This window comes from Arthrobacter sp. P1_D12, assembly GCF_056406175.1.
The window spans coordinates 1-22,630 of the sequence record NZ_JBFUAR010000001.1; the positions used below are offsets into that span (position 1 = coordinate 1).

The following is a 22,630-nucleotide window of genomic DNA, read 5'->3' on the forward strand; positions in this document are numbered from 1 at the left end:
CGGCGGCGGAGCGTGCGAGGGAGGCTGAAGAAGCGGCGGCGGAGCGTGCGAGGGAGGCTGAAGAAGCGGCGGCGGAGCGTGCGAGGGAGGCTGAAGAAGCGGCGGCATACTGGAACAGGGAGATCGAGGCGGCACTGCAGCGCAGGCGCCAGGTAATCGCTGCTCTCGAATGGCACGCTGCTAATGCCCGGAAATCCATAAGCGACAGCTTTGAGCGGACCAAGGCGGTGCAGGACGCCGTTTACGCCAGCGACTGGTTTCGGGGAACACACGTGCGACAACTCATCCTTACCGACTATGCCTCGTTCTATAGCCTTGAAGCTCCCTTGCACGACGGGGACCAAAAAAGAGAAGCCGGTCCAAGCCACTTGGAATGGCTGAAATGGCTGAAATGGTTGAACGGGGGGCCTGGCGAGGTCTTTCTCGGATATGAAGGCCGGAAGGCTCACGTGCACTTGCCCGTGGTGCGGTCGGCCGTTTCAGAGCTTCTGAAGCTTCAGCACTCAATAGGGGACCTTGACCTACTACGGAAAATGTCGCCCGGGGAATGGGTGGAACAACTACATGTCTGGGCACTGCGAGAGGCTCAGATTCAAGCCCTCCTGAAAGCAGCTGTGGTTGGGGAGGAGAACACCACGACCAGAGCGCAGTTGAACGGCCTGGTAACGGCGGACGTGAGCGAATCACCCGCCGTCACGGACGACATATTGCGCCGATGGGAGCGTGGATCAGTCAGGAACGACGCCCTGAACGATGCTAACGCTTGCAGACAGGTCCTCAAGCTCGATCCCATGATTCTGGCCCGACAGGAGGGTGGCGTCAAAGTACGGTCAAACATCCAAAACGAGTACGTGCGACGGAACCCTCAGATCAGGCACGGCGGCATCTCCGAGGAACGGCGGTTCCCGCTGGGGTGTACACCGGAGATCGTGCGGCAGTTGCAGAGGGGACTTCGCTCGATGGAGGAGTGGGGGCCAATACTAGAACTGCCTTTGTCCTCCCTGTTAGATGAGTTTTCATCGTGGACTCGGCGGCCCATGTTGTAGTAGTTCCAGGCATCCTCGAAGTGGAGGTTAGGGACTGCTTCGGCGAAGTTGTCAGCACGCCAGTCGGAGGTGAACTCGTCCGCCTTGGCCTGGGGTGATCTCCCATTCGAGGTCCCGGATCTGCTGCGGGCCCGGGATGCGTCCCGGTCTTCAGGGCCGTGAGGCGCGCTTCGACCTCAGCCTGCTCACCGAGGTCTTCGAGGGATGCGAACTGTGCGTCCAGGGAGGATGCGGCGAGTTCCTGCTGGCCGCGGACGGTCGCTTCTTCGCGGCGGATGCGCTCCTCGAACCGGCCGATCGCGCTGGTCAGCTGTCTAGCGAAGCTGGCAGTAGTACGAGGCGTCTCCGAGGTAGAGATTTAGATGCCGGTCAAACCAGCCGTGAGCGTAGCTGACGCCTTTCTCAATTGGGACGCTTGAGTTGGCTTTGTACTTGACGACGTTGATCTTTCCTCCACCAACGTGGAATACAGAGATTGGACTCTCCTGCGAGCCAGACCTTGCGTCGCAAACGTACTCACCCTTCGGAAAGCCACCGGTGTTGAACCAAAGTATGAGACCGCCTACGAGGACAATCCATGTCAGGGGCTTGGAGAAGAGCTTCTTGGCTCCCGATTCGTTGGAGCTGGATGAGTCTGATCTGTTTGCGGTAGTCACAGTGTCCAATTGTGCATGAAACGGACGGACTCGCCGCTGGTTTGGCAGAGGTGGGCGTGGTGCAGGAGCCGGTCCACGGTGGCGGTGGCGATGGTTTTGCGCATGAGCTCATCGAACCCGCTGGGGTGGATGTTCGAGCTGATCGCCAGGGGGCGTTTTTCGTAGGAGGCTTCCACGACGCGGTAGAAGCCCTCGGCGGCGTCGGCGGATACCGGCAGGAGGCCAATGTCATCGATGCAGATCAAATCCACGTCGGTGGCCCGGCTGATGGCTTTGTTGACGCTGTCGACGATGCGATGCCGGAGGCAGACCGAGCACGTGCCATGAGACAGCGCTTCCAGACCGAGTAAGGGAAATAGAAAGCAGATCAAGGTCATTAGCGATCTTTTCCACAGCCTGGGTAGATGGCCCGGCCGGACGGGGATCCAAGACGGAGTCCTCCGCGCCTTCCCGCACCGGCGGCTCCCATCGGTGGCTAGTGTCCACAGAACACGTCCACTTCCCGATGAAACTGGGCCATGCGGACAGACATGCCAAAGGGCTGACAGGACTCTCTGGGTCCCGCGTAGGCCTCACTCTCCTAGGGAACGAGCAACAACACCTCTTAGGTAACTGAAAGTACATTTCCTGAATATGGGCGAACCGGCCCAGGAGCTCCATGACCCTCGAACTCAAATCTCCGTAGAGCTCGTAGTTGGAACTCGGGTGCACCAGCCGGTTCGTTTGGCATCGGCGACATGCTTGAACCAAGAGTCACCGTTTTCGAAGCCCAGGGCCTTGGCCTGGTTGGACCGGGCGACACAACGCAGTCGTCGTTGTTGGACCGGGCGACACAACGCAGTCGTCGTTGTTGGACAGGACGACGACGATGGGTGGGCCTTGCAGTGGCAGGTCAAAGGCACGCTCGCATGAGACGCAGAAGCTGTTCACGTCCACGAGGGCGATTGGGTCGACGCGGCCGTCGGACAAGTCGTTCACCGGGCTACCGTGAGAACCGCGAGCGGGAACGTAAGCTGGCAATGTAGCTACGTGCCACCACTGGGAGAACCGTTGAAGAAGACCGCAGCCGTCCTGGCCGCAACCGCCTTATTGCTCACCGGCTGCACGCCGCAGCTGTCAACGAGCGAGACCTGCGTGGAGCTCCGGGCCGCCATGGCGCTCGCGAAAGACGGCGTGTGGACAGTGCCCCCAAATGTCCAGGCCGAATACCTTGCTGCCATGGACAAGGTTGCCGCCCGCTCATCGGACACGCTCAAAGACGTGATCCGGGACGTGACCGAGGCCAACCGTGAGAGAGCGAAACCGACCCGGGAGCAGGACGCCGCCAAGATCGCGGCCATCCAGGCGCGGATCGACCCCAAATCGGACATGTTGATCGAGACCTGCCATTTACCCACTTCCTAGACGTGATGCAGGTAGCGGGTGACGAGGCCCCAGATGGTCAGTTCGGATAGCACAGGGACCACGACGTCCGGATAGTCGGGGTTCTCGGCGGACGAGCTCGACCAGGCTTGCCGGCGGCGGACGTTCGTCCGCCGGGTGCTTACGGCGCGGACGATGGGACACGTACGAAAAAGCGTGTACCGCGTGGACGCATCCGCCAGCCTTCTGCAGGACTACAGCGTCGGTGCTTCGCCAGCCGCAGCGCCGACGATCCGACTTCAGACTAGGTCTCCGTCTACACGGCCCCGCCGACTCCGCGGAGGGTGACAAGGATGCAGCGACGTGGCTTCCTCCGAACAAGGCATTCCGGTGCGAATACGTCGCCCGCCAGACCGCGGTGAAGGCCAAGTACAAGCTCTGGATGACGCCCGCCGAGCACGACGCAATCGCCGGCATCCTGGCCACCTGCAAGTAGCCTCGGCCGCCCGTGGCTCAATCTGACAGCGCCCCGTACCGGTTTCGGTGCGGGGCGCTTTGTCGTTCCCGGTAGTGATAAGGCTAGAACTCAGAGCGAGAAAAACGAGGCCAGGCCCTAGCCAAGACGTCTACGTATGCTTTAGCTTGAGAAGACTTCCAGCGCTCTTCTTGTTGCTGGCTCAACCAACGTTTGGGGAACCGTATGACAGAAACCAGGCACGCCGGGTGCGCACTCACAGCTATCCCTTGGATCAGGACTGCAGCGGGGCCCATGACGGTCCGTGACGCCCTGCTTACAGCCCACGACTCGGACGGACTGGACTCCCGACTCAACGGCATCCAGACAGGCGCCCAACTGCGATACCTGACAGCGGTGACCGCCCTGGTCCTCCGCCACCAGGGCCGCCCGGGGAAAGCCTTCAGCGCTGAAGCCGTCGACCAGGCTCTGGCGCTCATCACGCCGCACAGCAATGTGCTGGACCCGGACCGGCCGTTCCTCCAAATCCCGGCCGGCAACACCCCGCCCAAGGCCGGGAAGGAGTTCCCCGTCAAGAAGCTGCTGCCGTGGATGCCTGCTGACCGAGCCGAGGAATTCTGGTCAGACGGGGCACACCCGGAGCAGCTGGATGGGGCCGACGCGGTACTCGCCCTCGCAGTGCACCACCACTACTCCTTTGGCGGCAACAACAAAATCGAAGGGCGCTCATGCGCCAACGGTTCACCAGGCATCAGGTATCCCGGCGTCGGCTACACGGCCACTGAAGTGCTCTGGCAGGGCGGGAACCTCTTCGAGACCCTGCTGCTGAACACACCCAAGTCCTGGGTAGACGGCACCGGGCTCCCCGCCTGGGCCGACCCATCCTGCAAAGTGTCAGGAAACGGCGCCGGGAAACCGGAGCACCCGCTGTGGAGGGCGACCTGGGGATCGAACACTGCCATGTGTGCCTGGGACGGAACTACCCTCACCGCCGTGACCACAGGTGGATCCACCCACCGCCCACCGACGATGGGTGAAGGCAAAGTCGCGGCGAAGGCATGGTGGGACACCCGGAACACGGAGGACACCTTCTACCTCTACGTTGACATTGAAAGGAAGACTGCCAAAGGGGTCGTCCAGTCCGTTGAACGCAAGGCCCAGCGCCTCGACTTTGGCCACAGCCCCACCGATCTGGCGGTCGAATGGAACTCCAAGAACCTCTCCTCCGTCGTCCAAAGCCGTTCCAAACAGATGGTCAGAACACCGGACGATGAGCAGATCATGTTCCTCCGGCATCTGGTCGAGGGCAGCGCGTCCTCACCCGTCGTCCGGCGCACCGAGGTCCTAGTGTCGTCACCGAAGAAGTGGATCATCGACGAAGACCGTGCCGATGCCGTCTCTTTTGCCTCGCAACTGGTCAAGGCTGTCTGCTCCGAGGTCTGCAGGCCGTTCACGGACCCGCTGCGCGGGAGCAACCCCTTGAACCATTCACTGCGAACACTCAAGGACCGTCGGCCTGACGTTGAGACGGCCTTCTGGCAGAAAGTGGCCAAGCCCTTCGAACAATTCATCGTCAGCGGCACTGGAGACTCCATTGACCCGGCGGTCTGGCCGGCGGTGCGGACAGCCGCACTCGCCGCCTTCGACGAAGTCACCTCGTCGGCGCCCGCCTCAAAGCTTGCCCCGTTCGTCATGACCGCCCGGAACAGGGTGGCGTGGAACATCACACAGGCACTCGGCCTGGCCCCGCAAAAGGCCGGCACCAAGTGAAGAAGGAAGGACAGATGACAACAGCGCCCGACACAACCGATCCGGGGGCCAAGGGCACCGCTGCCCCCGGAGATCCTCTTGCTGCGCTGGTGGGCAAAACCTTGGCGCTCCGCGGCCAGGACGCCAAGTACAGGTCCAGCGTGGCACGCGGGCTCGACCAGGCGACCGAGCACTACGCCTACCCCTGGGTGCTCGGCTATGTCGACGAGCCGCGGCACAAAACCGCATACCTGCGGGCTGCCGGCCTGGCCGCTGCCTACCCGGACGTACGGCACGCGGAACGGACTCCGCTGGGAGCCTCACTCAAGAGGCTGAGCCTGAGCAAGTCCGCAGAGAAATCTCTGGACCCCGCCAAGCCGGACCTGATCGCCTCACGGCTCGCCACCTTCCACGAACAGGACCTTGAGGCCGCAGTATCCACCATTCGGCGTTTCCTTGACCTGGCCCGCGGCACCGATGTCGGCTTCGACTTCCACGCCATCGCCAGGATGCTTGCCCGCTGGGGCAACGGCTTCACCGACGCCTCCCAGTCCGTCCGCAGCCGCACGGTCGGCGACTACTACGGCGCCTGGACCAACGACAACACCACACCCGCAGGCACCGCCAACACGAACCAGGAGCTCTAACTTGAAGAACCTCACCCTGCACATCGTCAACACCATCCCGTGGAGCAACCTCAACCGTGACGACTCCGGCACCCCGAAGCGCGCCGTCATTGGCGGCGTCCTCCGAGGCATGCTCTCCAGCCAGTCCATCAAGCGTGCAGCCCGCACCGACTACGAACTCCGCTCCCTTGATAAGTCCGTCCGCTCCACAAACCTGGCGGTCCTCGTCTCCGACCGCGCCCGGGAGATCAATCCGGAACTCGACCCGAAGATCGCTCTCCGCGACGCCAAGAAGCTGATCTCGGGCCTGGTCAAGAGCTCCGCCGCTGACAGCGCACCGGCCGACGGCGCCGACGCGGCCAAGGAGTCCGGCATCAGCTCCTGGCTCAGCACGGAGGAAATCGAGACCGCTGCCGCGGCCGTCGCCACCGGCGCCGTGACGATCCGCAAGGAACCGACGCCGGCCCAACAGAAGAAGAACGAAGAGGGCGCCGAGGTACCGATCGACTTCGTGGAGCCCGGACTGACCGGCTCTCTGTCTATCGCCGCGTTCGGCCGCATGTTCGCCTCCGCCCCGCAGGCCAACACCGCCGCGGCCCTCGCCGTCAGCCCGGCCATGTCCGTTCACAAGGCCGTCATCGAAACGGACTACTTCTCCACCGTCGATGACAGCCCCAGCGCGGCCCAAGGCAAGGGCGCATCGTTCCTCGGAGTGGCGTCCTACACCTCCGGGGTGTTCTACCGGACGGTCACCATCGACCGCGAGCAGCTCAAGTCCAACTGGACCGGCGTGGACTCGGCCACCGCACGCGAGCAGCTGGAGCTGATGGTGCACGCCCTGATCTACAAGCTGCCGTCCGGCAAGAAGAACGCAACCGCCCCGTACGTCGCTCCGCTGGCCGTTCTGGCCGAAGAACAGGCCTACCGCCTCGCCTACGACTTCGAGACCCCGGTCCTCCCCGGTGAGGACGGCGGCTACGCCACCGCCGCCATCAGGCGACTTGCCGAACAGCGCGAAGCGGCCCTCGCCTTCGACGGAGGCAACTTCGGCACCGCCCGCATCGCCGGGACGGTAGACGGGCTGGAAGCGTTCAAAGCCGAGCAGACCGACGTCGACGGCCTCGTCGGCAGCATCGTCGACTGGATCCTTGAATGAGCAGCCTGTACCTGCGGTTCGCCGGCCCCTACCAGTCCTGGGCCGGCGCCCGCGCCACAGGCAATCACGTCAACACCGCTGACATCCCCACCCGCAGCGGCATCACCGGGCTGATCGCAGCCGCACTCGGAGCCCGCCGGGGAGAATGGCCGGCCTGGCTGGACGAGCTCGAGATCGAAGTGCGGGTCGACAACCCGGGCCGGATCGAGAAGGACTTCCAGACGATCAATCCGCGCCCCGACGCCCAGCCGTTCATCGAACGCATCTGGGCCGCATCCGGGCAAAAGGGCAACGCCCCTGTGTCCTTCACCCCCGACGCCCAGAAAGGTACGTCGATCGTCCGGCGTACCTACCTGGCCGGCGCTGAGTTCATCGTCCGGGTCAGCCACCCGGACCGTGTCCCTGAGCTCGCTGCAGCGTTCGCCGAACCGGGATTCAGCCCCTTTCTGGGCCGGAAGGCGTTCGCCCCCGCCTTCCCGCTGCTCCTGGGCGTCGGCGATGACGGACTGCTGACCGAAGCGCCGTGCGGATCCGTGGAGCCGGGACTCCACACCCTGGACGGCCGCGACAACAGCTACCCGGACAGCACCGCCGTTGTGGCGCACGAGCCACCGGCCGCCCGCCTCGAATGGTGGGCGACCCGCACTTCCATCCCGGAGCGCGCCGCCAGCTAACAGCACCCCTTCCCCGGCCCGCCGGGGGAATCGAATCGACCACCATCAGCCCCAACAGAGGACCACCCATGACCACCTTCCTCAGCATGGCCCCACTTCACACCGTTTTCAGCGGCCGCAACGGCCGGCCCGGTCCGCGGGCACTGAACGACCCACATGAGCTGCACCGGTCAGTCATGCAAATGTTCGGCCACGTCGGCGGGGAGAGCCCGCGCGCCGCCGCTGGCATCATCTTCCGCGTCGAGCCGGCTGCACCTGGCCGCGCGGCCACGCTCCTTGTTCGTTCTGCACAGAAGCCCCTCGGCACGGTCGACGGAATGGCTGTCCGCGAAGAGGGCGAAACCCCAGCGGCCGGAACTCCGGTGGCTTTCCGGCTGGCGGCAAACGCCGTGCGCCGGAAGAAAGACGGGGGAGTGTCGCCGGTCCCGCGCGATGACGCGCCCGTCGAGGGCTTCGATTCGATGACCGACTGGGTAACCAACAAGCTCGCCGGGGCGCTTCACGACGTGGAGCTGATCAACCACGACCGCAACGTCCTCGGAGTCCGCAGCGGCAGGGCCGTCCAGACAGACCTGGTTGACGGCTTCGCCGTCGTCTCCGACCCCGCCAGGCTCGCAGAGCTGATGGCCGCCGGCGTCGGCCGGGCCAAGAACTACGGCTGCGGTCTCCTCACCGTCAAGGCCATCGGCTGACCGTGCCGCTCTGGAGCAAAAGGCATGGCCTGGACGGTCCGTACCCGCTGAGCAGCCACCTCCTCGACACCGCGGCGTCCGCCATGGTCCTGTGGGACCACTGGCTTCGGGACGGGCTCCAGGAGCACATCGAAGCCGACCTCGGTCCGGACGCCCGCGCCTGGGTGGCCGCCGCCGCGGGCCTGCATGACCTCGGCAAGGCCAGCCCCGTCTTCGCCGGCCAGCTGCTTGCCCCTACGGAGCCCTGGCATGCCGAAACGCGAACTGCCCTGGAGGGCGCAGGCTTCAGCCTGGACGTCCCGCACGAGCGGCGCGGCTTCCTGCGGCGGCACGAGTCCGTTTCCGCCATGGCTCTCTCCGGGGGCATGAGGGGAAGCGACGGAGTAGCCGAACACTGGATGGCAGCAGCAGCCCTCGGGCACCACGGCACGTTCGAGGTCCCGAACGCCGATGCGCTCAAGGTCTTCCGGAAGTCGGCTGCAGGCGCCTGGGAGTCGTCCCGGACGGACCTCTTTGCAGCTGTCATGGCCTCTGTTGGGTTGGATCCGGCGAAGGAACCGCCCGCTGGCTCCACCACGACTGCGGTGCTGATCTCCGGGCTCGTGGTCCTTGCCGACCGCACCGCTTCGGAATGGTATGCCGTGAAGACCGCCCAGGAAGAAATCCAGGCCGGGACGCTCAACCCGGAAGACCCGACTGCATGGATGGCGCACCGCGGAGCATTTTTCGCGAACCGACTTCGGCGCACCCTCGGCGTTTACCGTGACTTCACCGACGCCCGTGCCTCCATCACCGGGGACTACGAGCTGAGGCCACTGCAGGAGACTGCGCTGGAATCTGGCGGCGGACTCTGGATCGCCATGGCCCCGACTGGCAACGGGAAGACGGAGGCGGCCCTTCTCCGCCACTCCCTCCGCAAAGAGCGGCTCATCTTTGCGCTGCCCACCCAGGCCACCACCAACGCCATGATGAAGCGTGTCCAGGCCACATACAAAGGCACCGGCAACGTCGCCGAACTGGCACACCGGCTCGCAAGCGTCGAGGACTTCTACGCGCTGCAGTCCGAGTTCAAATCCCTCGACTGCCACGACGAGGAGGACAGCAAGGGCACGCCAGACCAGGGCCTGATCCCGTCAGATTTCCTCCGCAACGGAACGGCCCGCCTGCTCGCCCCCGTGTCGGTATCCACCATCGACCAGGTGCTGTCCGGGTCGCTGCGCAACAAGTGGGCGCATCTGCGCCTGCTCACCCTGGCGAACGCCCACGTGGTCATTGACGAGGTGCACCTACTGGACCAGTACCAGTCAGCCCTCGCCACGGAACTGATGACCTGGTGGGGCGCCACCGGCACCAGGGTCACCCTCCTCTCGGCCACCCTTCCGCGCTGGCAGCGGGACGCGTTCGCGGCCGCCTACGACGCCGAGTGGGAGCGGGAGGAGATCTCCTTCCCGTCCCAGGAGAGCGTCCCCGGCACTGCAGGACCACTGGCACAGCCCAGCTACGGCATCGCAGTCACCAAACTCAAGGCTGAGGACACGGTCCACGCTCACGTCGACTGGGCCGTTGGCCTGCGTGCGATCGCTCCGTCCGCCCGCCTTGGCATCGTGGTCAACACCGTGGGACGTGCACAGGAGGCCGCCCGGCGGCTCGCCGCAGCCGGAATCGATCCGATCGTCCTGCACTCCCGGATGACCGCCGGGCACCGCCGCGACGCCGCCGACCGGCTCCTGCGCGAAATCGGCAAAGGCGGCAGCGGAACAGGCACTGTGCTGGTCGGCACCCAGGCCGTAGAAGCGTCCCTGGACATCGACCTGGACGCCATGAGCACCGACCTGGCGCCCTCACCGTCCTTGATCCAGCGCGCCGGCAGAGTCTGGCGCCACAACGACCCGCGCCGGGCAGCCCGGCTCCCCGGCGCCCGGGAACTGCCCCTTCACATCGTCCGCGGCAACGGCAAGCGCGGTGCCCTCCCGTACTTCACCTCTGAGCTGGACCGGGTCTGGGCGCACCTTGCCGCCCGCAGCCGCCTGGTAATGCCCGACGACAGCCAGGCCTTTGTCGAAGCCTCTTCGCTGCAGCTCGATGAGGTCGACTGGAACGAGCAGGAAGAACTGACGGAGTACGCCCGCCGCTACGCCAAAGCCGATGCTGTCGTCATCAACGCCGACGAGCTCACCGACCCGGAGGCAGATCTCTCGGCCCTGAGCCGTCTCACCGGGCAGGACGTCAACGAAGAGATTGCCACACGCCTGATCGAACCGCCCAGCGTCACCGCGCTGTTCATCGACCCATCCGGAAACAACGGGGTCCCAGGCGCCTGGCAGGGGAGCATTGCCGACCTCGAAGCCATCGACCCGAAAGACCGGGTCGGACTCCGGACCGCCATGGAAGCCACCGTTCCTCTCAACGGGAGGCTCGCGCGCAAAGCACTCAACTCCGTAGGCGCATGGAACCCCGCGTCCAAGGTTCTCAACGGCATGCTGCCGGTTGTATTCGGTCAGGGCGGACTTGGCTACGACCCGGTACTCGGCCTCATCGAACTGGATTCGGCCTAGTGGTCAATCCGGTCCTTCCCCGCATACGCGGGGGTGTTTCCAGTTTCTACATCAAGCACGGAGCCGCAGAGCTATCTTCCCCGCACACGCGGGGGTGTTTCCTGGAAGATCCGCCTCATCGACGGCACCGCGGAGTCTTCCCCGCACACGCGGGGGTCTTTCCAACGGCTGGGCCATCAACAAGCTCCTCCGTGTTTCTTCCCCGCACATGCGGGGGTGTTTCCACCTGGGCCTACGACATCGACGTGACCGGCGTGTCTTCCCCGCGCACGCGGGGGTGTTTCCCAGGTGAACTTCTCGCTGCGCCACATCGGCCAGTCTTCCCCGCACACGCGGGGGTGTTTCCATCCCGCACATTCAGAGAGAGTTCCTGCTAGCGTCCTCCCCGCACGCGCGGGGGTGCTTCCTGCTTCGTCTTCGTTCCGCACCACGCGAACGGGTCTTCCCCGCACACCCGGGGGTATTTCCTACGCCATCCTGTCCAAACAGGCGTCACATCTGCTTTCCCCGCACGCGCGGGGGTGTTTCCATCACCGCCGACTCCGGCGCTTTCAATGTTCGGCCTTCCCCGCATGGACGGGGCCGGTTTCGTCCATATGGCACGAACAGCGACTCGTGTAGGATCTTCACTCAAGCGGGGCCGGGGCTTAGTAACCGTGTCCTCTTCTCCGCAGGTCGTGGAGGTGTATCAGTCTAGGCATGGTTTGATTCGTCAGACCTGCTGACTTCCCCGCCCTCGCGGGGGTAATTCCATGCCGCTCGTCTTCGGCGTTGCGATGGCTTTACTTTCCCCGCACACACGGGGGTGTTTCCAGCACTAGCCCTGGTGATGAAAACAGCACAAAGTCCTCCCCGCACTCGCGGGGGTGTTTCCGTCTCCGCGTTACCCCCGGCCACCGCATTTAGGTCTTCCCCGCACTCGCGGGGGTGTTTCCTACGGGAAGAATCCGCGGCGCGGTGACATCGGATCTTCCCCGCACTCGCGGGGGTGTTTCCTACGGGAAGAATCCGCGGCGCGGTGACATCGGATCTTCCCCGCAAACGCGGGGGTGATTCATTCACGCTGGACGGCAAGTGCCGACGGCACAGGCCTTCCCCGCACTCGTGGGGGTGTTTCCCAGCTAGTCATCTCCAGTACGGTCACCAAACGGTATTCCCCGCACCTACGGGGGTGTTTCCTCGTTGGCGTCCTGCAGCGTGTTTGAGTACGTGTCTTCCCCGCACCTACGGGGGTGTTTCCGCGATCTGGTTCGACGAGGCCGGCGAGCTGAAAGCCTTCCCCGACTTTGCGGGGGTGTTTCCAACGCTAACCACGACAAGACGGAGCGGCTCGTCTCTTCCCCGCGAAAGCGGGGGTGTTTCCTGGGCGTACGCGCGAATGCTGTGCGACTATCGCGGTCTTCCCCACACACGTGGGGGTGTTTCCTACGGCCAGCTCGAAATGCGGTTGGCGGCGTCGTCTTCCCCGTACACGCGGGGGTGTTTCCGTGGTCTTCACTGCCTATGGCATTGCGGTACGTGATTCCCCGACTGCTCGCGGGCAGCATCTGCCTACGCATGTTCCCTGGTAGGAAATCGGTGCCGAATAAGGAGACTCTGTCGTGGCAGTCAAGACAACCCCGCCCGGATGGGCGACAGACGCGGTGCGGCCTCTCGTTGAGGATCTCAGACAGCGGGCGCTCAGCGGACTGACCCATGCCGAAAGTTTGAGGGTGAGCAGCGATGAATTTGTGGCCCGGCCCGGGGGCGTGAGGGACCGTCTCTTCCAAGACGTGCCACGTGAAAAAAGGACGCCTTCCGGGAGGCTACACGTATCTCCCTTGGACATCGTCCACATGGAACTCCAGAGGCTCCCAGCCCAGGTCGAGCACCTGACGGCTCTGCTGGAGACGTCCCAGGGTGGCCGTCCGGGACCGCTGCGGGAGGACTGAGCGTCGGCAGCCGGCCGGCGCTGGGGCGATGGCCGACCGGGCAGCGGAGCGGCCGCAGCACTTCGGAGACGCCGAGCGGCTGGAGCTTGCGGAGCTGCCTCCACAGCTCAGATGGAGAAAACGCCGGCCTTCTATTCCGGAAGTCGCTGATTCGAATCTAGCGGGGGCACTGTGGTTGTGCCGGCTACTTCTGCCGGCGCAGCTGCTCTTGCCTGTGACGTTCCATCGCGCTGGCCGTGATAGCCTTCGTCGGCTTCCACGCCGGTGCCTCTTAGTCCGTCGAGGAGGTCGTCCAGATAGATGAACGGAACGCCCGTGATCGGGTCGCCCTTCCGGACTGCCTTCTCCTCAATGAGCGCCTGGAGCCGCACCGGGTCAATAGCGGGCCCCGAGATCTCGGCGTCAATGTCCCTGATGTAGACGAAGGCCGGCCCGGGCGAATGGATGGGCCGGTGGACTGTGTTCATCTGGATCCAGGCGTCGAGCTTGGACGGGTCGACTTGCTTGTCGGAAGGGATTCTAAACGGGCTCATGGTCCGACGTTATCCCCAGCGGCTGAGGCCACGATGACAGACGCGCTGCGTGCCGCGCCTTACCCGTCCCATTTGCCCGCTGCTGAGATGATGAACGTCGATAAGCGAACCCGAGAGAAGGACGGCCATGGCCGAGCACAACGATGGCCCGGAGCGACTGAGCACAGACGAACTGGTCGGCCTGATCGACGAGATAGCGGCTGGCCGCGGGTCCGGCCTGATTCCCGAGCGGACGCCAGCGGATGACCCCTACTGGCCTGCGGCGGATTACTCGCCCAAGCCGTCACTGGATGAGATCAAGGCACAGATCAGGCGGGAGCAGGAAGCAGTGGACTCCAGGCTGCGGTCCGGCAAGGAGGTTTTCGTCATAACCGCCAGCGGCACGCGTCGTGTCCACCGGCCCGGCTGCCACCATGTCAGGCATACCGTGGACCGGGCCGAGTCCTGGGATTTGGTGCTGCAGAATTACGACACCCTTCGGCCAGCCGATCTTGGCATGGTCTACAGGGTTCCCCATGTACTTTCCCGGCAGGAAGTAGAGGGCTTGAACAGCTACGTCACCTGCCAGGCATGCGTGCCCGACTTGGACCACCAGCGGAAGAAATTCACCTTCCCGGTACGGCCCATGCTCGCCCTGAGCTTCGGCTCGCACCATATCGGCCGGGCAGTCTTCACCGAGAATGGCGAGGAGCTCGGTGTTCTGGTTAGCCACCAGCGGATCGTCACGGCCGACGGTATTCGCAGTGTCACCACGACGACCGAGAAGATGCTTGAAGGCGACGGTACCGAGAAGTATGTCGTGGCGCCGAAGGAGAAGGAGAGCCTGTAGCGGCCGGTGATGCTTTCCCGGAACGCCGCACACAACGCCCTGACCATGATCTCCTGCGCACCGGCCGGCATCTAGGAGCACGGCCGGCGAGCCATCCGGGGCCGGGCCAACGAGGCCACGACGACTGTCACGCGGATCACCTCAGCGGTGGACCTGCGGACCCCAGCGAACTCGCCCGGCTGCTCACCGAGCAGCTGCTCAGCACCTAGGGCGTAGCCCAAAAACTGGCAAACAAGCTCAAGATCGTCTGGATACCGGCCCCGCACTACGGCGGCGACGAAAATTGGGAGAAAACCGTGGCGCAGGCGGATGCCATGAAAAAAGGTGAGATCCGCAAGCCGTGGGAATGCGCGAGTCTATTGCCGTGACGTATTGGTCTGCGGCCAACCCGTAGGCCGGATCCCGCAGTCCCAAGCAGCGCGTTCCATCAACGAAGCGATCGTATCGGGCACGTGCCCTGTGCCCTGATCAAAATTCACCATTTCGGACAGAAGTGGACGCATAGTTAACCCGTGTCCACCTACATCCGAGCCGCACTCTATGCCCGAATCTCGGCAGATCTGGAGCAAGAGGGGAAGGGCGTAGCCCGGCAACTCAAGGACTGCCAGGAATCAGCGGCGAAAAACGGATGGACGGTCGTCCAGGAATACATCGACAATGACATCTCGGCGTACTCAGGACGCGTCCGCCCCGCGTACGAGCAACTTCAGGAAGACATGCGCGCGGGACAAGGGGCCTGCTTAGTACACGTCTTAGTTGCACAACCCCCGATGGCGTCGGAAAGATCTGCATGCCGCTCTTGAAGTCGTCTAACACGTGCTTCAACGTCACCGGTTGAAGTCCCTGTCTGGACATGTCCAGAGCGGGAGCGTTCAATTGGAGCTGGGGCGCACGACGCTCCGCGGTGGCTGCCGTCAGTGGCAGTCATCCTCGCTGTCAGCTGCAAAGAGGGGGCGGTATGGACCAGCAAACATCGCAAGGATCGGGGCCGGAGCAGGGTGCAGCGGAGGCGTTTTTAGCGCTGCGGCTACCTAGTCACCTGACTCTGGCTGGGCTCATTGGGATCGTGGCAGCCCTACGCCGGCGGCGTATCGAGATCGAAGCCACAACGATCCTCAACGGCACGTCGGTCTGCGGTTTGTGGCTGTCGACGGATACTCGGGAAATCATTCTGCACGCCGTTACGGACTCAGAACTCCATAGGCAGCAGTTCATCCTGCATGAGCTTGGACATATGATCCTGCGCCACGATGAGTTGGGCGTTTCCTCGGACTATGCTGGCAGCCTCTTCCCCAATCTTGACGGAGAGCTGGTATCACGGGCTTTGGCACGGAGCAGCTTCGTTGACGACATGGAGGCCGCGGCTGAGACTCTCGCAGATCTTCTTGCCGGCGCTATCCGCGACAGCACTATGGAGCCAAGATCCTTTGAACAGGTCTTCGGGTGATCCAGGCTATCGCTGCCTCGGTCATCTGGGGCCTCGTACTGTGCCTCCTGCCCGGCGCCCGCACCAGAAAAGACCACAGCATACTCGTTGCCGCCGTAGCAATCGCAACGGCGCTTTCCTTGAATGTCGACCCGATATATATCGCGGGTGATCAAGCGCTCGGGGGCCGCAACCTCCTGGATCTGTCCGCGAACATCCTGATGGTCGTGGGAATTTACTTCCTTTCCCAGGCAATCCTCCGGGCTGCCGAGATCAACGATGCACCTGTTCGCAGGGGCCGTCGTGGCCTCCTGATTTTGGGTGTAGTCTCCGTGGGGCTGGTCCTTGCATTCCTCCGCGTCGAAGCACCCGTGTCCTCAACAAGATTCATGTTGGATTACGGGGACCAGCCTGCTGCCGCCGTCTATTCCGCCATCCAGTTTGTCTACATCGGGGTGGTCGTCGGCGTGACCGGATACGTGTGCTTTAGATTCCGACGGCGGATGGCCACGTCTTACTTTCGCGTCGCCTTCGCTCTCATTGGCATTGGGTGCTCCCTGGCTCTCGTCGTCGTGTTTGCTGTCTTGGGCATGGACGTCGCCCATCTTCTCGGAAAGCAGTCGACGATGGAGCAGTTAGCCGCCGTCTACGACACGAGTTTTGTCGGGGCGATGGTGTTCCTGTGTGCTGGCCTGGCCCTGCCACCGGTCGCCCGTCGGATCGTTCGACGAGCACAACTTAGGACGCAAGCCGGCTTACTGGAAGACCTCACATCCACCTGGGAAAAAGCGACTGCGACCCGTAAGGATGGACGCCTGGCGGCGCCCGCTGCAGCCATCCAGCCTGGTGATCGTGAGACGCGAAGACTCCATCGGATGCTTGTCGAAATTGAGGATGCTCTCCTGATGGATCCAGCCACTGCTAAGTTGCTGGATGAAGCTGACTTCCAAACACTGAGCCGAACAGAGGACTACCTCGCATCCAATCAAGACCCGCAGGATGGTCAAGTAGGTCTGGGACGATGGGAGACGAGGAAGGATCCTAGTGACAGATGATGCCGCAGAACCCTCTGAATCGCCGCAGGCGAGGCTCGCCCGCAAGATAAATCTGCTGCTGGATCTGCATGAGATCCGAGGGGCAGGGCCCTTGTCTTACAGGGAAATCAGTCAAGTCATGGCTGAACGGGGTACCCCGTTGTCACGGTCAAGGTGGGCCTACATGCGAAGCGGTGATAGCTCCCTGGCTATGGAAAATGAGCTGCTCCAGAACCTCGCGATATTTTTCGGCGTGGATCGCAGGTACCTTCTTGATGACTCAACAGAGATCCCCGAGCTGGTGGAAGCTCAGCTGAGCGTCCTGAAATCGATGCGCGAGGCGCGTGTTAGGAACTTTGCGACCAGACAATTGCAGGATTTATCACCTGAAACGCTCGCGCGACTCCGGGATGTCATCGACGAGCATGTTAGGAGCAACGATGAAGAGTCCTAGAGTGCTGGGCCCTCTAACCATTGGAGCCGTAAGTGCGGCCGCAATAACGTTCCTCGGCGCTGCCTACTTTGCGCGCCGAGTCGTGGTGCCGACGACTACGCGCCGGGAGGATCTTTCTATAAGGCAAGTCTTCGTAGGAGAGGACGGATCCCTGAGGATCGAACTGCCGGCGACGCCATTGACGAGAGCGCCCGGTCGGTACAGCTTTTGGTTTGGCAATGGCAGGGGCCATGCCTGCATCGGGGCCGTCGTAGACGAAGACACGAACGACGGAACAGTGACGCGGCTCGTCGAGCGCGTTGACTCCGGCGACCTACACGCTGCCAGAGCCGGCATCTGGAGCGGATACGCCTACTCCAAACCCGAGCAACTCGGCCTGCCTTTTGAAGAAGTGAAGATCAAGGTCGATAACGGCATGGCACCCGCATGGAAATTCATGCCCATGACGGGAGGTCTGGCGGCTTCGACATGGGCTATTCACGCACACGGATTGGGAGGGAAACGCGCTGGTGTCCTTCGCGGTATTCCTGTTGCCAGCAGGCTCGGCCTGACATCACTGGTCGTGTCATTCCGCAACGACGGCGAAGCGCCGCCGTCGAACGATTCCCGGTACTCTTTGGGCCAGAACGAGTGGTTGGATCTCGAAGCGGCCATCCAGTTTGCCGTGGACAACGGTGCCACGCGACTCGTCTTGTTCGGCTGGTCGCTTGGCGGTTCCATGGCTCTCCGTGCTGCTAATCTCTCAGCCCATTCCGATCGGATCATCGGCCTGGTGCTCGTGGCTCCCGTCCTGGATTGGGCTGAGACGTTGACGTCCAACGGAAGCGCCAGTGGGTTGCCGGAAACTGTGGCCAGGGTTGGGCTGAAAATGTTGGGTTCGAAAGCAGGACGCTGGGTTACCGGGCTCGAGCAGCCTCTTAATCTTTCCACCCTGGATTGGGTAGCCCGCGCCGATGACCTCAAGACGCCAACGCTCATACTGCACGGGATCGAGGACAAGTCGACACCAGTGACAGTCTCGGAGCGATTCGCGGAGCTACGACCCGACCTCGTTCAATTGGTTCGATTCGAAGTTCCAGGTCATTCACTTGAGTGGAACGCCGATACAGACAGGTGGGAGTCCTCGGTTTCGCGGTTCCTGAAGTCGCTGCCCGCTGACTGAAACGTGGCCGCAAAGTCCGCAAGCTGTCTCTCGATCTGATCCGCCCGTGCCCGGTACATTCCCGACCCCACGCTGATGATGCCCGCCTCGCACAGAAGAGTGAGGTGTTTGCGGACAGAGGAATCAGACACGTTTAGGGCAGCAGCGACCTCAGAGCACGTGGCCTGGCCATGGATGATCAAATAGCGAATGAGGCGGCTTCGCGTCCGGTTCATCAAGATATTCGCCATGGAGACCACAATCAGGTGACGAGGAAATCTCTTTTACCCGCTGTAGACGGGTCTACAGCAAGACGATACGCTCATCTACATACCGATGGAAGAACGGAGCCCCAGATATTGCGTGGGGAGTTGACCAAAGCAATACTGGGCAACAATCGGTAGCTCACTGGCGATAGTCAGCTCAGATCTGGGAGGTGAACGTGTCCGGAGATGGAAAAGGTCTCAAAGGCACGGAAAGCTCGCCCCAGGCCGAACTTGCACGCCGCTTGAACCTGCTGCTCGACGTCGTCGTTGCCGAGCGAGGACAGCCCGTCACGTTCCGTGAAGTCCAGGAAAAGCTGGCAGAGAAGGGGATCAAGCTTTCCAGAGCCCGCTGGTTCTACATGAAGGACGGCACGGGCAGGCTGGTGAGCGACCCGGCACTACTAGGCGCCTTGTGCGAAATCTTCAATGTGGATCCTGCTTATCTTGTGGGTAGCGAGGCCGCAGGTCTGCCCCAACGCATTGATTCGCAGCTTGAGTTTGTGAAATCTCTCCGCGCTGCGAGAGTGAAGACATTCGCGGCCCGCACCCTTGGTGACGTGTCCCCAGAGACACTTCGGGCCATCACGGAGTACCTGAACAAGGACATTAGCCGCCGGCCGGAAGGGGAGAGGGCCGCGGCCAATCCGCAGTCGGATGCAGATGAGGCGCCGGAGCGCGCCGACTAAACGTCTGGCACATCTTTCCAACGCACTGGGGCTACTGTTCCAGCAGGTACTTAAGGTGAGCGTCGAGCAGTTCCTTGATGCGGACAGGGTTCGCGGAATACCGGGGTGACCGTCCGTGCCTACGTCCAGGCTCGACGTCGACGATCACCACTCCGGCCTCTTCGAGGGCGGTCAGGTGCTTGGCCACGCTGGGATCGCCCGCGCTGACAGCGGTGACGATATCCCCGCGCGTCGCAGGCCCACTAGAGGCTAGGAACCGAAGAATTTCGTTTCGCGCTCGGTTGCCGAAGGTTGCAACGGCAGCTTCGACGTCGGCAGACCAGGCGGCGTCGTGAGGCTGCGTAATTCTCGGCATAAGGTCATTCTTCCTGAAGGTAACGCAAAAAGTAAGAACAGCACTCTTGACGATACTTTAATTATCTTCGACAATAATTCCTGTAGCTTCTTCTGATCGTTGTTTGGATCTCTGCATCCACTAACTGGGGTGGCCTTTTTGCGCGACTCTGCGAACTACTCGATCTGAACAGTCAAAGCGGTGAAGCCATGGAAATCGAAGCCAAGGCGTATCAATCTACTAAGGGCTCAGACACGGTCGCTGATGTCGACGTCTCATTGCGGAACGCACCTCCGCCTGAAGAACCCGCAATCCCGATCGACCGGATCATGGTCGCGGTTGATGGCGTGCACCGATACGTTGTTTCCCGCCTTGCGCGAATCGGGCGATCCTGCGATGTGGATGACGTCATGCAGGACATCCGAGTCGCCGTGTGGGACGGGGTTGCGCGGGGTCGCTACCGGGAGCTGCCGGGTATCCCTTTTGAAGCGTGGGTCCAGGGTGTTTGCAACAAAATCTGCGCGGCCCATATCCGGCGCGAGCTTAGCCACCAAACGTTGCCCTTGCTTGTTGACTTCTCGACGACGGAAAGCTCACCCGAGCTTCTTACTGTCATAGGTGCTGGAGCGGCGGCTGACGGCGTTGAAAACTATGTTGATCAGGCCTGGGCGCAAGCCATGCTGGGCATGGTCCAACGCAGCGTCAGCGAGGAAACCTGGAACCTTGCCGTTTCCAGTCTCACTGGGCCGAGGCATTACGGACCTCCGTCTCCCCAGGACCGGCGTCGATGGCACGCCGTAACTGTCGTTCGGCACACCGCCAAAACAATCAACATGGCCTTAGGGTGCCATCCGGAGCCCGGATTAAGCATCGATGATCTCTGCCGGTGCGCTGCGAACTGCCTTCCCACAAACGTTCTCCGTAGCGTCGCGCAGACGATAGTTCGTCCAGGACTGCGAGGACTGGATAGGTCCGTGCAGGTTGCAGCTCTGGCCAGTGAGCTCGGCGTCACCGAGAGGTACATCGCGGTAAATATCGGCTTTGCCCGGCAGTTGTACCGAGCGGCTTGGCGCGTGCTTCAGCACGAAGTGAATAGAGCGGCTCTGTAGGTCATGGGTGTCGGACAGCGGGGTTGGGCGATGAGTTGGTTCCGTGGAGCTGGCGGCCGGCAGTGGTTCGCTGCGGGGCTGGTGGCCCTGCTCATGATTAGTGCAGTCTTCCTACTTTGGCCTGCAGACGGACCCAACGGGAAGGTCGCGCCAGCGACGTCCGCAACCGCGCCGGCAACGGCGAAGCCTTCTGGCACTTCATCGGCACGAGGGGAGCCCTCCGCAGTTCCTGGTGAGGCCGGCATAACGGCGGAGGCAACGCGTGATGGTTTGCCACGTACCCTCGATTACCGGGCGCTTGCTGTGGCCGCAGCCCAGGGACTTTACTCCTGGGACAGTCGATCGACGTCGTACTCAGACGTATACGCCAAGGTGAGGTCTTGGTGGGAGCTGCTGCCAGATGGATCCAATCCATTATCTGTACTGGTTCGGGAGTTTGAGGGAACTGGCGTGACAGCGGGTACGTTCACGACCCTGGCAGGTCAGTCTGCTCGCCGCAGCGGCACCGCAGAGTCCCTGCGTTGCGATCTCGAGCTGGCCAAAGTCCAGGAATATCCGGCCCCGTGGGAAGGCCTTCACGTTTGCACGGTGACGGTGCAAGTTGTGGACGAGTCAAGTAACGGGAGAAATGCCTATTCCGCACCAGTCACAGTGATGGTCAACTGTCCTCCCGCCGTCACCGCTCCATCTGAGCGCTGCGCCATGGTTACCTTCTATGCGACCGCAGAGAGAATCGTGTACTAGTGGCTGCACTGGTGGCCGCAGGCCTGCTGTGGCAACGGGCACTGCTGAAGGTTGTGTCGGGGGCCGCTATCGTCGTCTTGCTTATCGGCGCCGTGGCATTTGCCGGAGGCGTGGCTGTGGTGGCCCGCCTTACGGGCCAGTCCGCAGTTGTTTGTACGCCGGTAAGCACCGAAGCGACCACTGCGCCTGACGTGACTGGTGCTGGCTTGGAAGTCCGGAACGCTGGGCTATTGCTCTACGAGCTGAGGCCTCGGCAGCAGAGCGTTGCGCAAACATACATCGCGGTCGGCAAGCAGCTTGGAATACCGCGCTCCGGGCAGATCATTGCCATCATGATGGCCCTGCAGGAGTCAAGTCTGCGCATGCTTGCGAACCCCAGCGTGCCGGCTTCCCTGGACTTCCCTAATGACGGCGTGGGGCGAGACCACGACTCGATCGGTTCAGCCCAACAGCGTCCGGCGGCCGGCTGGGGGACAATTGAGCAGCTGATGGACCCCTCCTATAACGCGCGTGCCTTCTACGGCGGTCCGTCGGGACCGAACCGCGGCAGTCCTCGAGGACTGCTGGACATCCCCGGGTGGCAGGCCATGGACAAAGGCCTGGCCGCCCAAGCCGTGCAAGTGTCTGCTTTTCCTGAACTGTATGCGCGTTGGGAGCCGGCGGCCACGGCAATCGTTGCTGCGCTTGAGGGCGGCATTGCTCCCTCCTGTGCAGATGCCTCGCCAATGCCGTGGTCTGCGGGATCTTCACTTAACTTGAGCAAGCTACGGCAAGACATTCTGAGGTTCACTCAGCATGGCCTGGGCGGGCGATATGTATGGGGTGGCACTGCCTTCAAAGCTTGGGATTGCTCCGGCTATGTGCAGTGGATCTACAGCCAAGCTGGAATCGAGTTGCCGCGAGTACAGCAGTGGCGGGTTGGTGTCCGAACAGAGGATCCTCAGCCAGGAGACCTTGTGGTTCAAAATCCACAGGGACCCGACAACTGGGGCCACGTCGGCATCTACGCGGGCGACGGCATGATGTGGAGTGCTCTGAACCCGGCGGTTGGGACGTTGTTGCATCCGGTGAGTTGGAACTCCGGTGCGGCCTACTTTGACCTGTTGGGGCGTTGACGCGCGGTGCCGGTGGGCTGGCGGAGTAGTCCCTAAC

Annotated in this window: 23 protein-coding genes and 2 pseudogenes; 18 read left to right on the top strand and 7 right to left on the bottom strand. The window is 62.7% G+C overall.

The window, feature by feature from the left end; translation table 11 throughout:
* The coding region (locus tag AC1DZV_RS00005) for a hypothetical protein (protein WP_476952614.1) at nt 1-1,046 on the top strand (1,046 nt) is incomplete at its 5' end.
* A gap of 133 nt (nt 1,047-1,179) precedes the next feature.
* Here AC1DZV_RS00005 and AC1DZV_RS00010 read toward each other — a convergent pair.
* From AC1DZV_RS00010 to AC1DZV_RS00025, 4 genes and pseudogenes are all read right to left on the bottom strand, one after another.
* Nucleotides 1,180-1,353, bottom strand: a pseudogene (locus tag AC1DZV_RS00010) (PspA/IM30 family protein); the annotation flags it as partial.
* A 7-nt stretch (nt 1,354-1,360) separates the two neighbouring features.
* A complete protein-coding gene (locus AC1DZV_RS00015) occupies nt 1,361-1,702 on the bottom strand; it encodes a hypothetical protein (protein WP_476952615.1) in 342 nt (113 codons plus the stop codon).
* The gene (locus AC1DZV_RS00020; RefSeq protein WP_476952616.1) at nt 1,699-2,079 is read right to left on the bottom strand and encodes an ATP-binding protein; all 381 of its coding nucleotides are present in this window, start codon (nt 2,077-2,079) and stop codon (nt 1,699-1,701) included. The genes AC1DZV_RS00015 and AC1DZV_RS00020 overlap by 4 nt, the downstream gene beginning before the upstream one ends.
* A gap of 241 nt (nt 2,080-2,320) precedes the next feature.
* Nucleotides 2,321-2,671 (bottom strand): annotated as a pseudogene (locus AC1DZV_RS00025) (Y-family DNA polymerase); the annotation flags it as partial.
* A gap of 81 nt (nt 2,672-2,752) precedes the next feature.
* Between AC1DZV_RS00025 and AC1DZV_RS00030 the strand changes: the two are divergent.
* From AC1DZV_RS00030 to cas3, 8 genes are all read left to right on the top strand, one after another.
* Nucleotides 2,753-3,106, top strand: coding sequence for a hypothetical protein (locus AC1DZV_RS00030; RefSeq protein ID WP_476952617.1), 354 nt, complete (start codon nt 2,753-2,755; stop codon nt 3,104-3,106).
* A gap of 223 nt (nt 3,107-3,329) precedes the next feature.
* Nucleotides 3,330-3,560 carry a hypothetical protein gene (locus AC1DZV_RS00035; RefSeq protein WP_476952838.1) on the top strand — a complete coding sequence of 77 codons (231 nt, stop codon included), beginning with the start codon at nt 3,330-3,332 and terminating at the stop codon, nt 3,558-3,560.
* A 273-nt stretch (nt 3,561-3,833) separates the two neighbouring features.
* Nucleotides 3,834-5,309: a type I-E CRISPR-associated protein Cse1/CasA gene (locus tag AC1DZV_RS00040; protein ID WP_476952618.1), complete on the top strand. Its 1,476-nt coding sequence runs from the start codon at nt 3,834-3,836 to the stop codon at nt 5,307-5,309.
* Between the two features lie 14 nt (nt 5,310-5,323).
* Nucleotides 5,324-5,935 carry a type I-E CRISPR-associated protein Cse2/CasB gene (gene casB / locus AC1DZV_RS00045; protein ID WP_476952619.1) on the top strand — a complete coding sequence of 204 codons (612 nt, stop codon included), beginning with the start codon at nt 5,324-5,326 and terminating at the stop codon, nt 5,933-5,935.
* A 1-nt stretch (nt 5,936) separates the two neighbouring features.
* On the top strand, nt 5,937-7,070 hold the full coding sequence (gene cas7e / locus AC1DZV_RS00050) for a type I-E CRISPR-associated protein Cas7/Cse4/CasC (protein WP_476952620.1): 1,134 nt from the start codon (nt 5,937-5,939) through the stop codon (nt 7,068-7,070).
* A complete protein-coding gene (gene cas5e, locus AC1DZV_RS00055; protein WP_476952621.1) occupies nt 7,067-7,744 on the top strand; it encodes a type I-E CRISPR-associated protein Cas5/CasD in 678 nt (225 codons plus the stop codon). The genes cas7e and cas5e overlap by 4 nt, the downstream gene beginning before the upstream one ends.
* A 68-nt stretch (nt 7,745-7,812) precedes the next feature.
* Nucleotides 7,813-8,436, top strand: a complete 624-nt coding sequence (locus AC1DZV_RS00060; protein WP_476952622.1) for a type I-E CRISPR-associated protein Cas6/Cse3/CasE — start codon at nt 7,813-7,815, stop codon at nt 8,434-8,436.
* 2 nt (nt 8,437-8,438) lie between these two features.
* Nucleotides 8,439-10,991, top strand: a complete 2,553-nt coding sequence (gene cas3 / locus AC1DZV_RS00065) for a CRISPR-associated helicase Cas3' (RefSeq protein ID WP_476952623.1) — start codon at nt 8,439-8,441, stop codon at nt 10,989-10,991.
* A 2,062-nt stretch (nt 10,992-13,053) separates the two neighbouring features.
* Here cas3 and AC1DZV_RS00070 read toward each other — a convergent pair.
* Entirely contained in the window at nt 13,054-13,455 is a 402-nt protein-coding gene (locus AC1DZV_RS00070) for a hypothetical protein (protein ID WP_476952624.1), read from the bottom strand.
* 127 nt (nt 13,456-13,582) lie between these two features.
* Here AC1DZV_RS00070 and AC1DZV_RS00075 point away from each other — a divergent pair, with 127 nt between their 5' ends.
* The 6 genes from AC1DZV_RS00075 (at nt 13,583) to AC1DZV_RS00100 (ending at nt 18,360) form a co-directional block, all read left to right on the top strand.
* On the top strand, nt 13,583-14,284 hold the full coding sequence (locus AC1DZV_RS00075) for a hypothetical protein (RefSeq protein ID WP_476952625.1): 702 nt from the start codon (nt 13,583-13,585) through the stop codon (nt 14,282-14,284).
* Nucleotides 14,285-14,796: 512 nt separating this feature from the next.
* Nucleotides 14,797-15,087, top strand: coding sequence for a recombinase family protein (locus AC1DZV_RS00080; protein WP_476952626.1), 291 nt, complete (start codon nt 14,797-14,799; stop codon nt 15,085-15,087).
* 155 nt (nt 15,088-15,242) lie between these two features.
* Nucleotides 15,243-15,731 (top strand): hypothetical protein, encoded by a 489-nt coding sequence (locus tag AC1DZV_RS00085; RefSeq protein ID WP_476952627.1) that lies wholly within the window; start codon nt 15,243-15,245, stop codon nt 15,729-15,731.
* Nucleotides 15,728-16,765, top strand: a complete 1,038-nt coding sequence (locus tag AC1DZV_RS00090; RefSeq protein WP_476952628.1) for a hypothetical protein — start codon at nt 15,728-15,730, stop codon at nt 16,763-16,765. Before AC1DZV_RS00085 ends, AC1DZV_RS00090 begins: the two co-directional genes overlap by 4 nt.
* Nucleotides 16,755-17,198, top strand: a complete 444-nt coding sequence (locus AC1DZV_RS00095) for a hypothetical protein (RefSeq protein ID WP_476952629.1) — start codon at nt 16,755-16,757, stop codon at nt 17,196-17,198. Before AC1DZV_RS00090 ends, AC1DZV_RS00095 begins: the two co-directional genes overlap by 11 nt.
* Nucleotides 17,199-17,475: 277 nt before the next feature.
* Entirely contained in the window at nt 17,476-18,360 is an 885-nt protein-coding gene (locus AC1DZV_RS00100) for an alpha/beta hydrolase family protein (RefSeq protein ID WP_476952630.1), read from the top strand.
* On the opposite strand, the gene AC1DZV_RS00105 is transcribed toward AC1DZV_RS00100, so the two are convergent.
* The gene (locus AC1DZV_RS00105; RefSeq protein ID WP_476952631.1) at nt 18,279-18,590 is read right to left on the bottom strand and encodes a winged helix-turn-helix domain-containing protein; all 312 of its coding nucleotides are present in this window, start codon (nt 18,588-18,590) and stop codon (nt 18,279-18,281) included. The genes AC1DZV_RS00100 and AC1DZV_RS00105 overlap by 82 nt on opposite strands.
* Before the next feature lie 191 nt (nt 18,591-18,781).
* On the opposite strand from AC1DZV_RS00105, the gene AC1DZV_RS00110 reads away from it, so the two are divergent.
* Nucleotides 18,782-19,291, top strand: a complete 510-nt coding sequence (locus tag AC1DZV_RS00110; RefSeq protein WP_476952632.1) for a hypothetical protein — start codon at nt 18,782-18,784, stop codon at nt 19,289-19,291.
* Nucleotides 19,292-19,322: 31 nt separating this feature from the next.
* Here the strand turns inward: AC1DZV_RS00110 and AC1DZV_RS00115 are convergent, their stop codons facing one another.
* Nucleotides 19,323-19,646 carry an ArsR/SmtB family transcription factor gene (locus AC1DZV_RS00115; RefSeq protein ID WP_476952633.1) on the bottom strand — a complete coding sequence of 108 codons (324 nt, stop codon included), beginning with the start codon at nt 19,644-19,646 and terminating at the stop codon, nt 19,323-19,325.
* Nucleotides 19,647-19,834: 188 nt separating this feature from the next.
* Between AC1DZV_RS00115 and AC1DZV_RS00120 the strand changes: the two genes are divergently transcribed.
* Together AC1DZV_RS00120 and AC1DZV_RS00125 are read left to right on the top strand one after the other, a co-directional pair.
* The gene (locus tag AC1DZV_RS00120; RefSeq protein ID WP_476952634.1) at nt 19,835-20,734 is read left to right on the top strand and encodes an RNA polymerase sigma factor; all 900 of its coding nucleotides are present in this window, start codon (nt 19,835-19,837) and stop codon (nt 20,732-20,734) included.
* A 743-nt stretch (nt 20,735-21,477) separates the two neighbouring features.
* Nucleotides 21,478-22,593 (top strand): C40 family peptidase, encoded by a 1,116-nt coding sequence (locus AC1DZV_RS00125; RefSeq protein ID WP_476952635.1) that lies wholly within the window; start codon nt 21,478-21,480, stop codon nt 22,591-22,593.
* Nucleotides 22,594-22,630 lie beyond the last annotated feature (37 nt).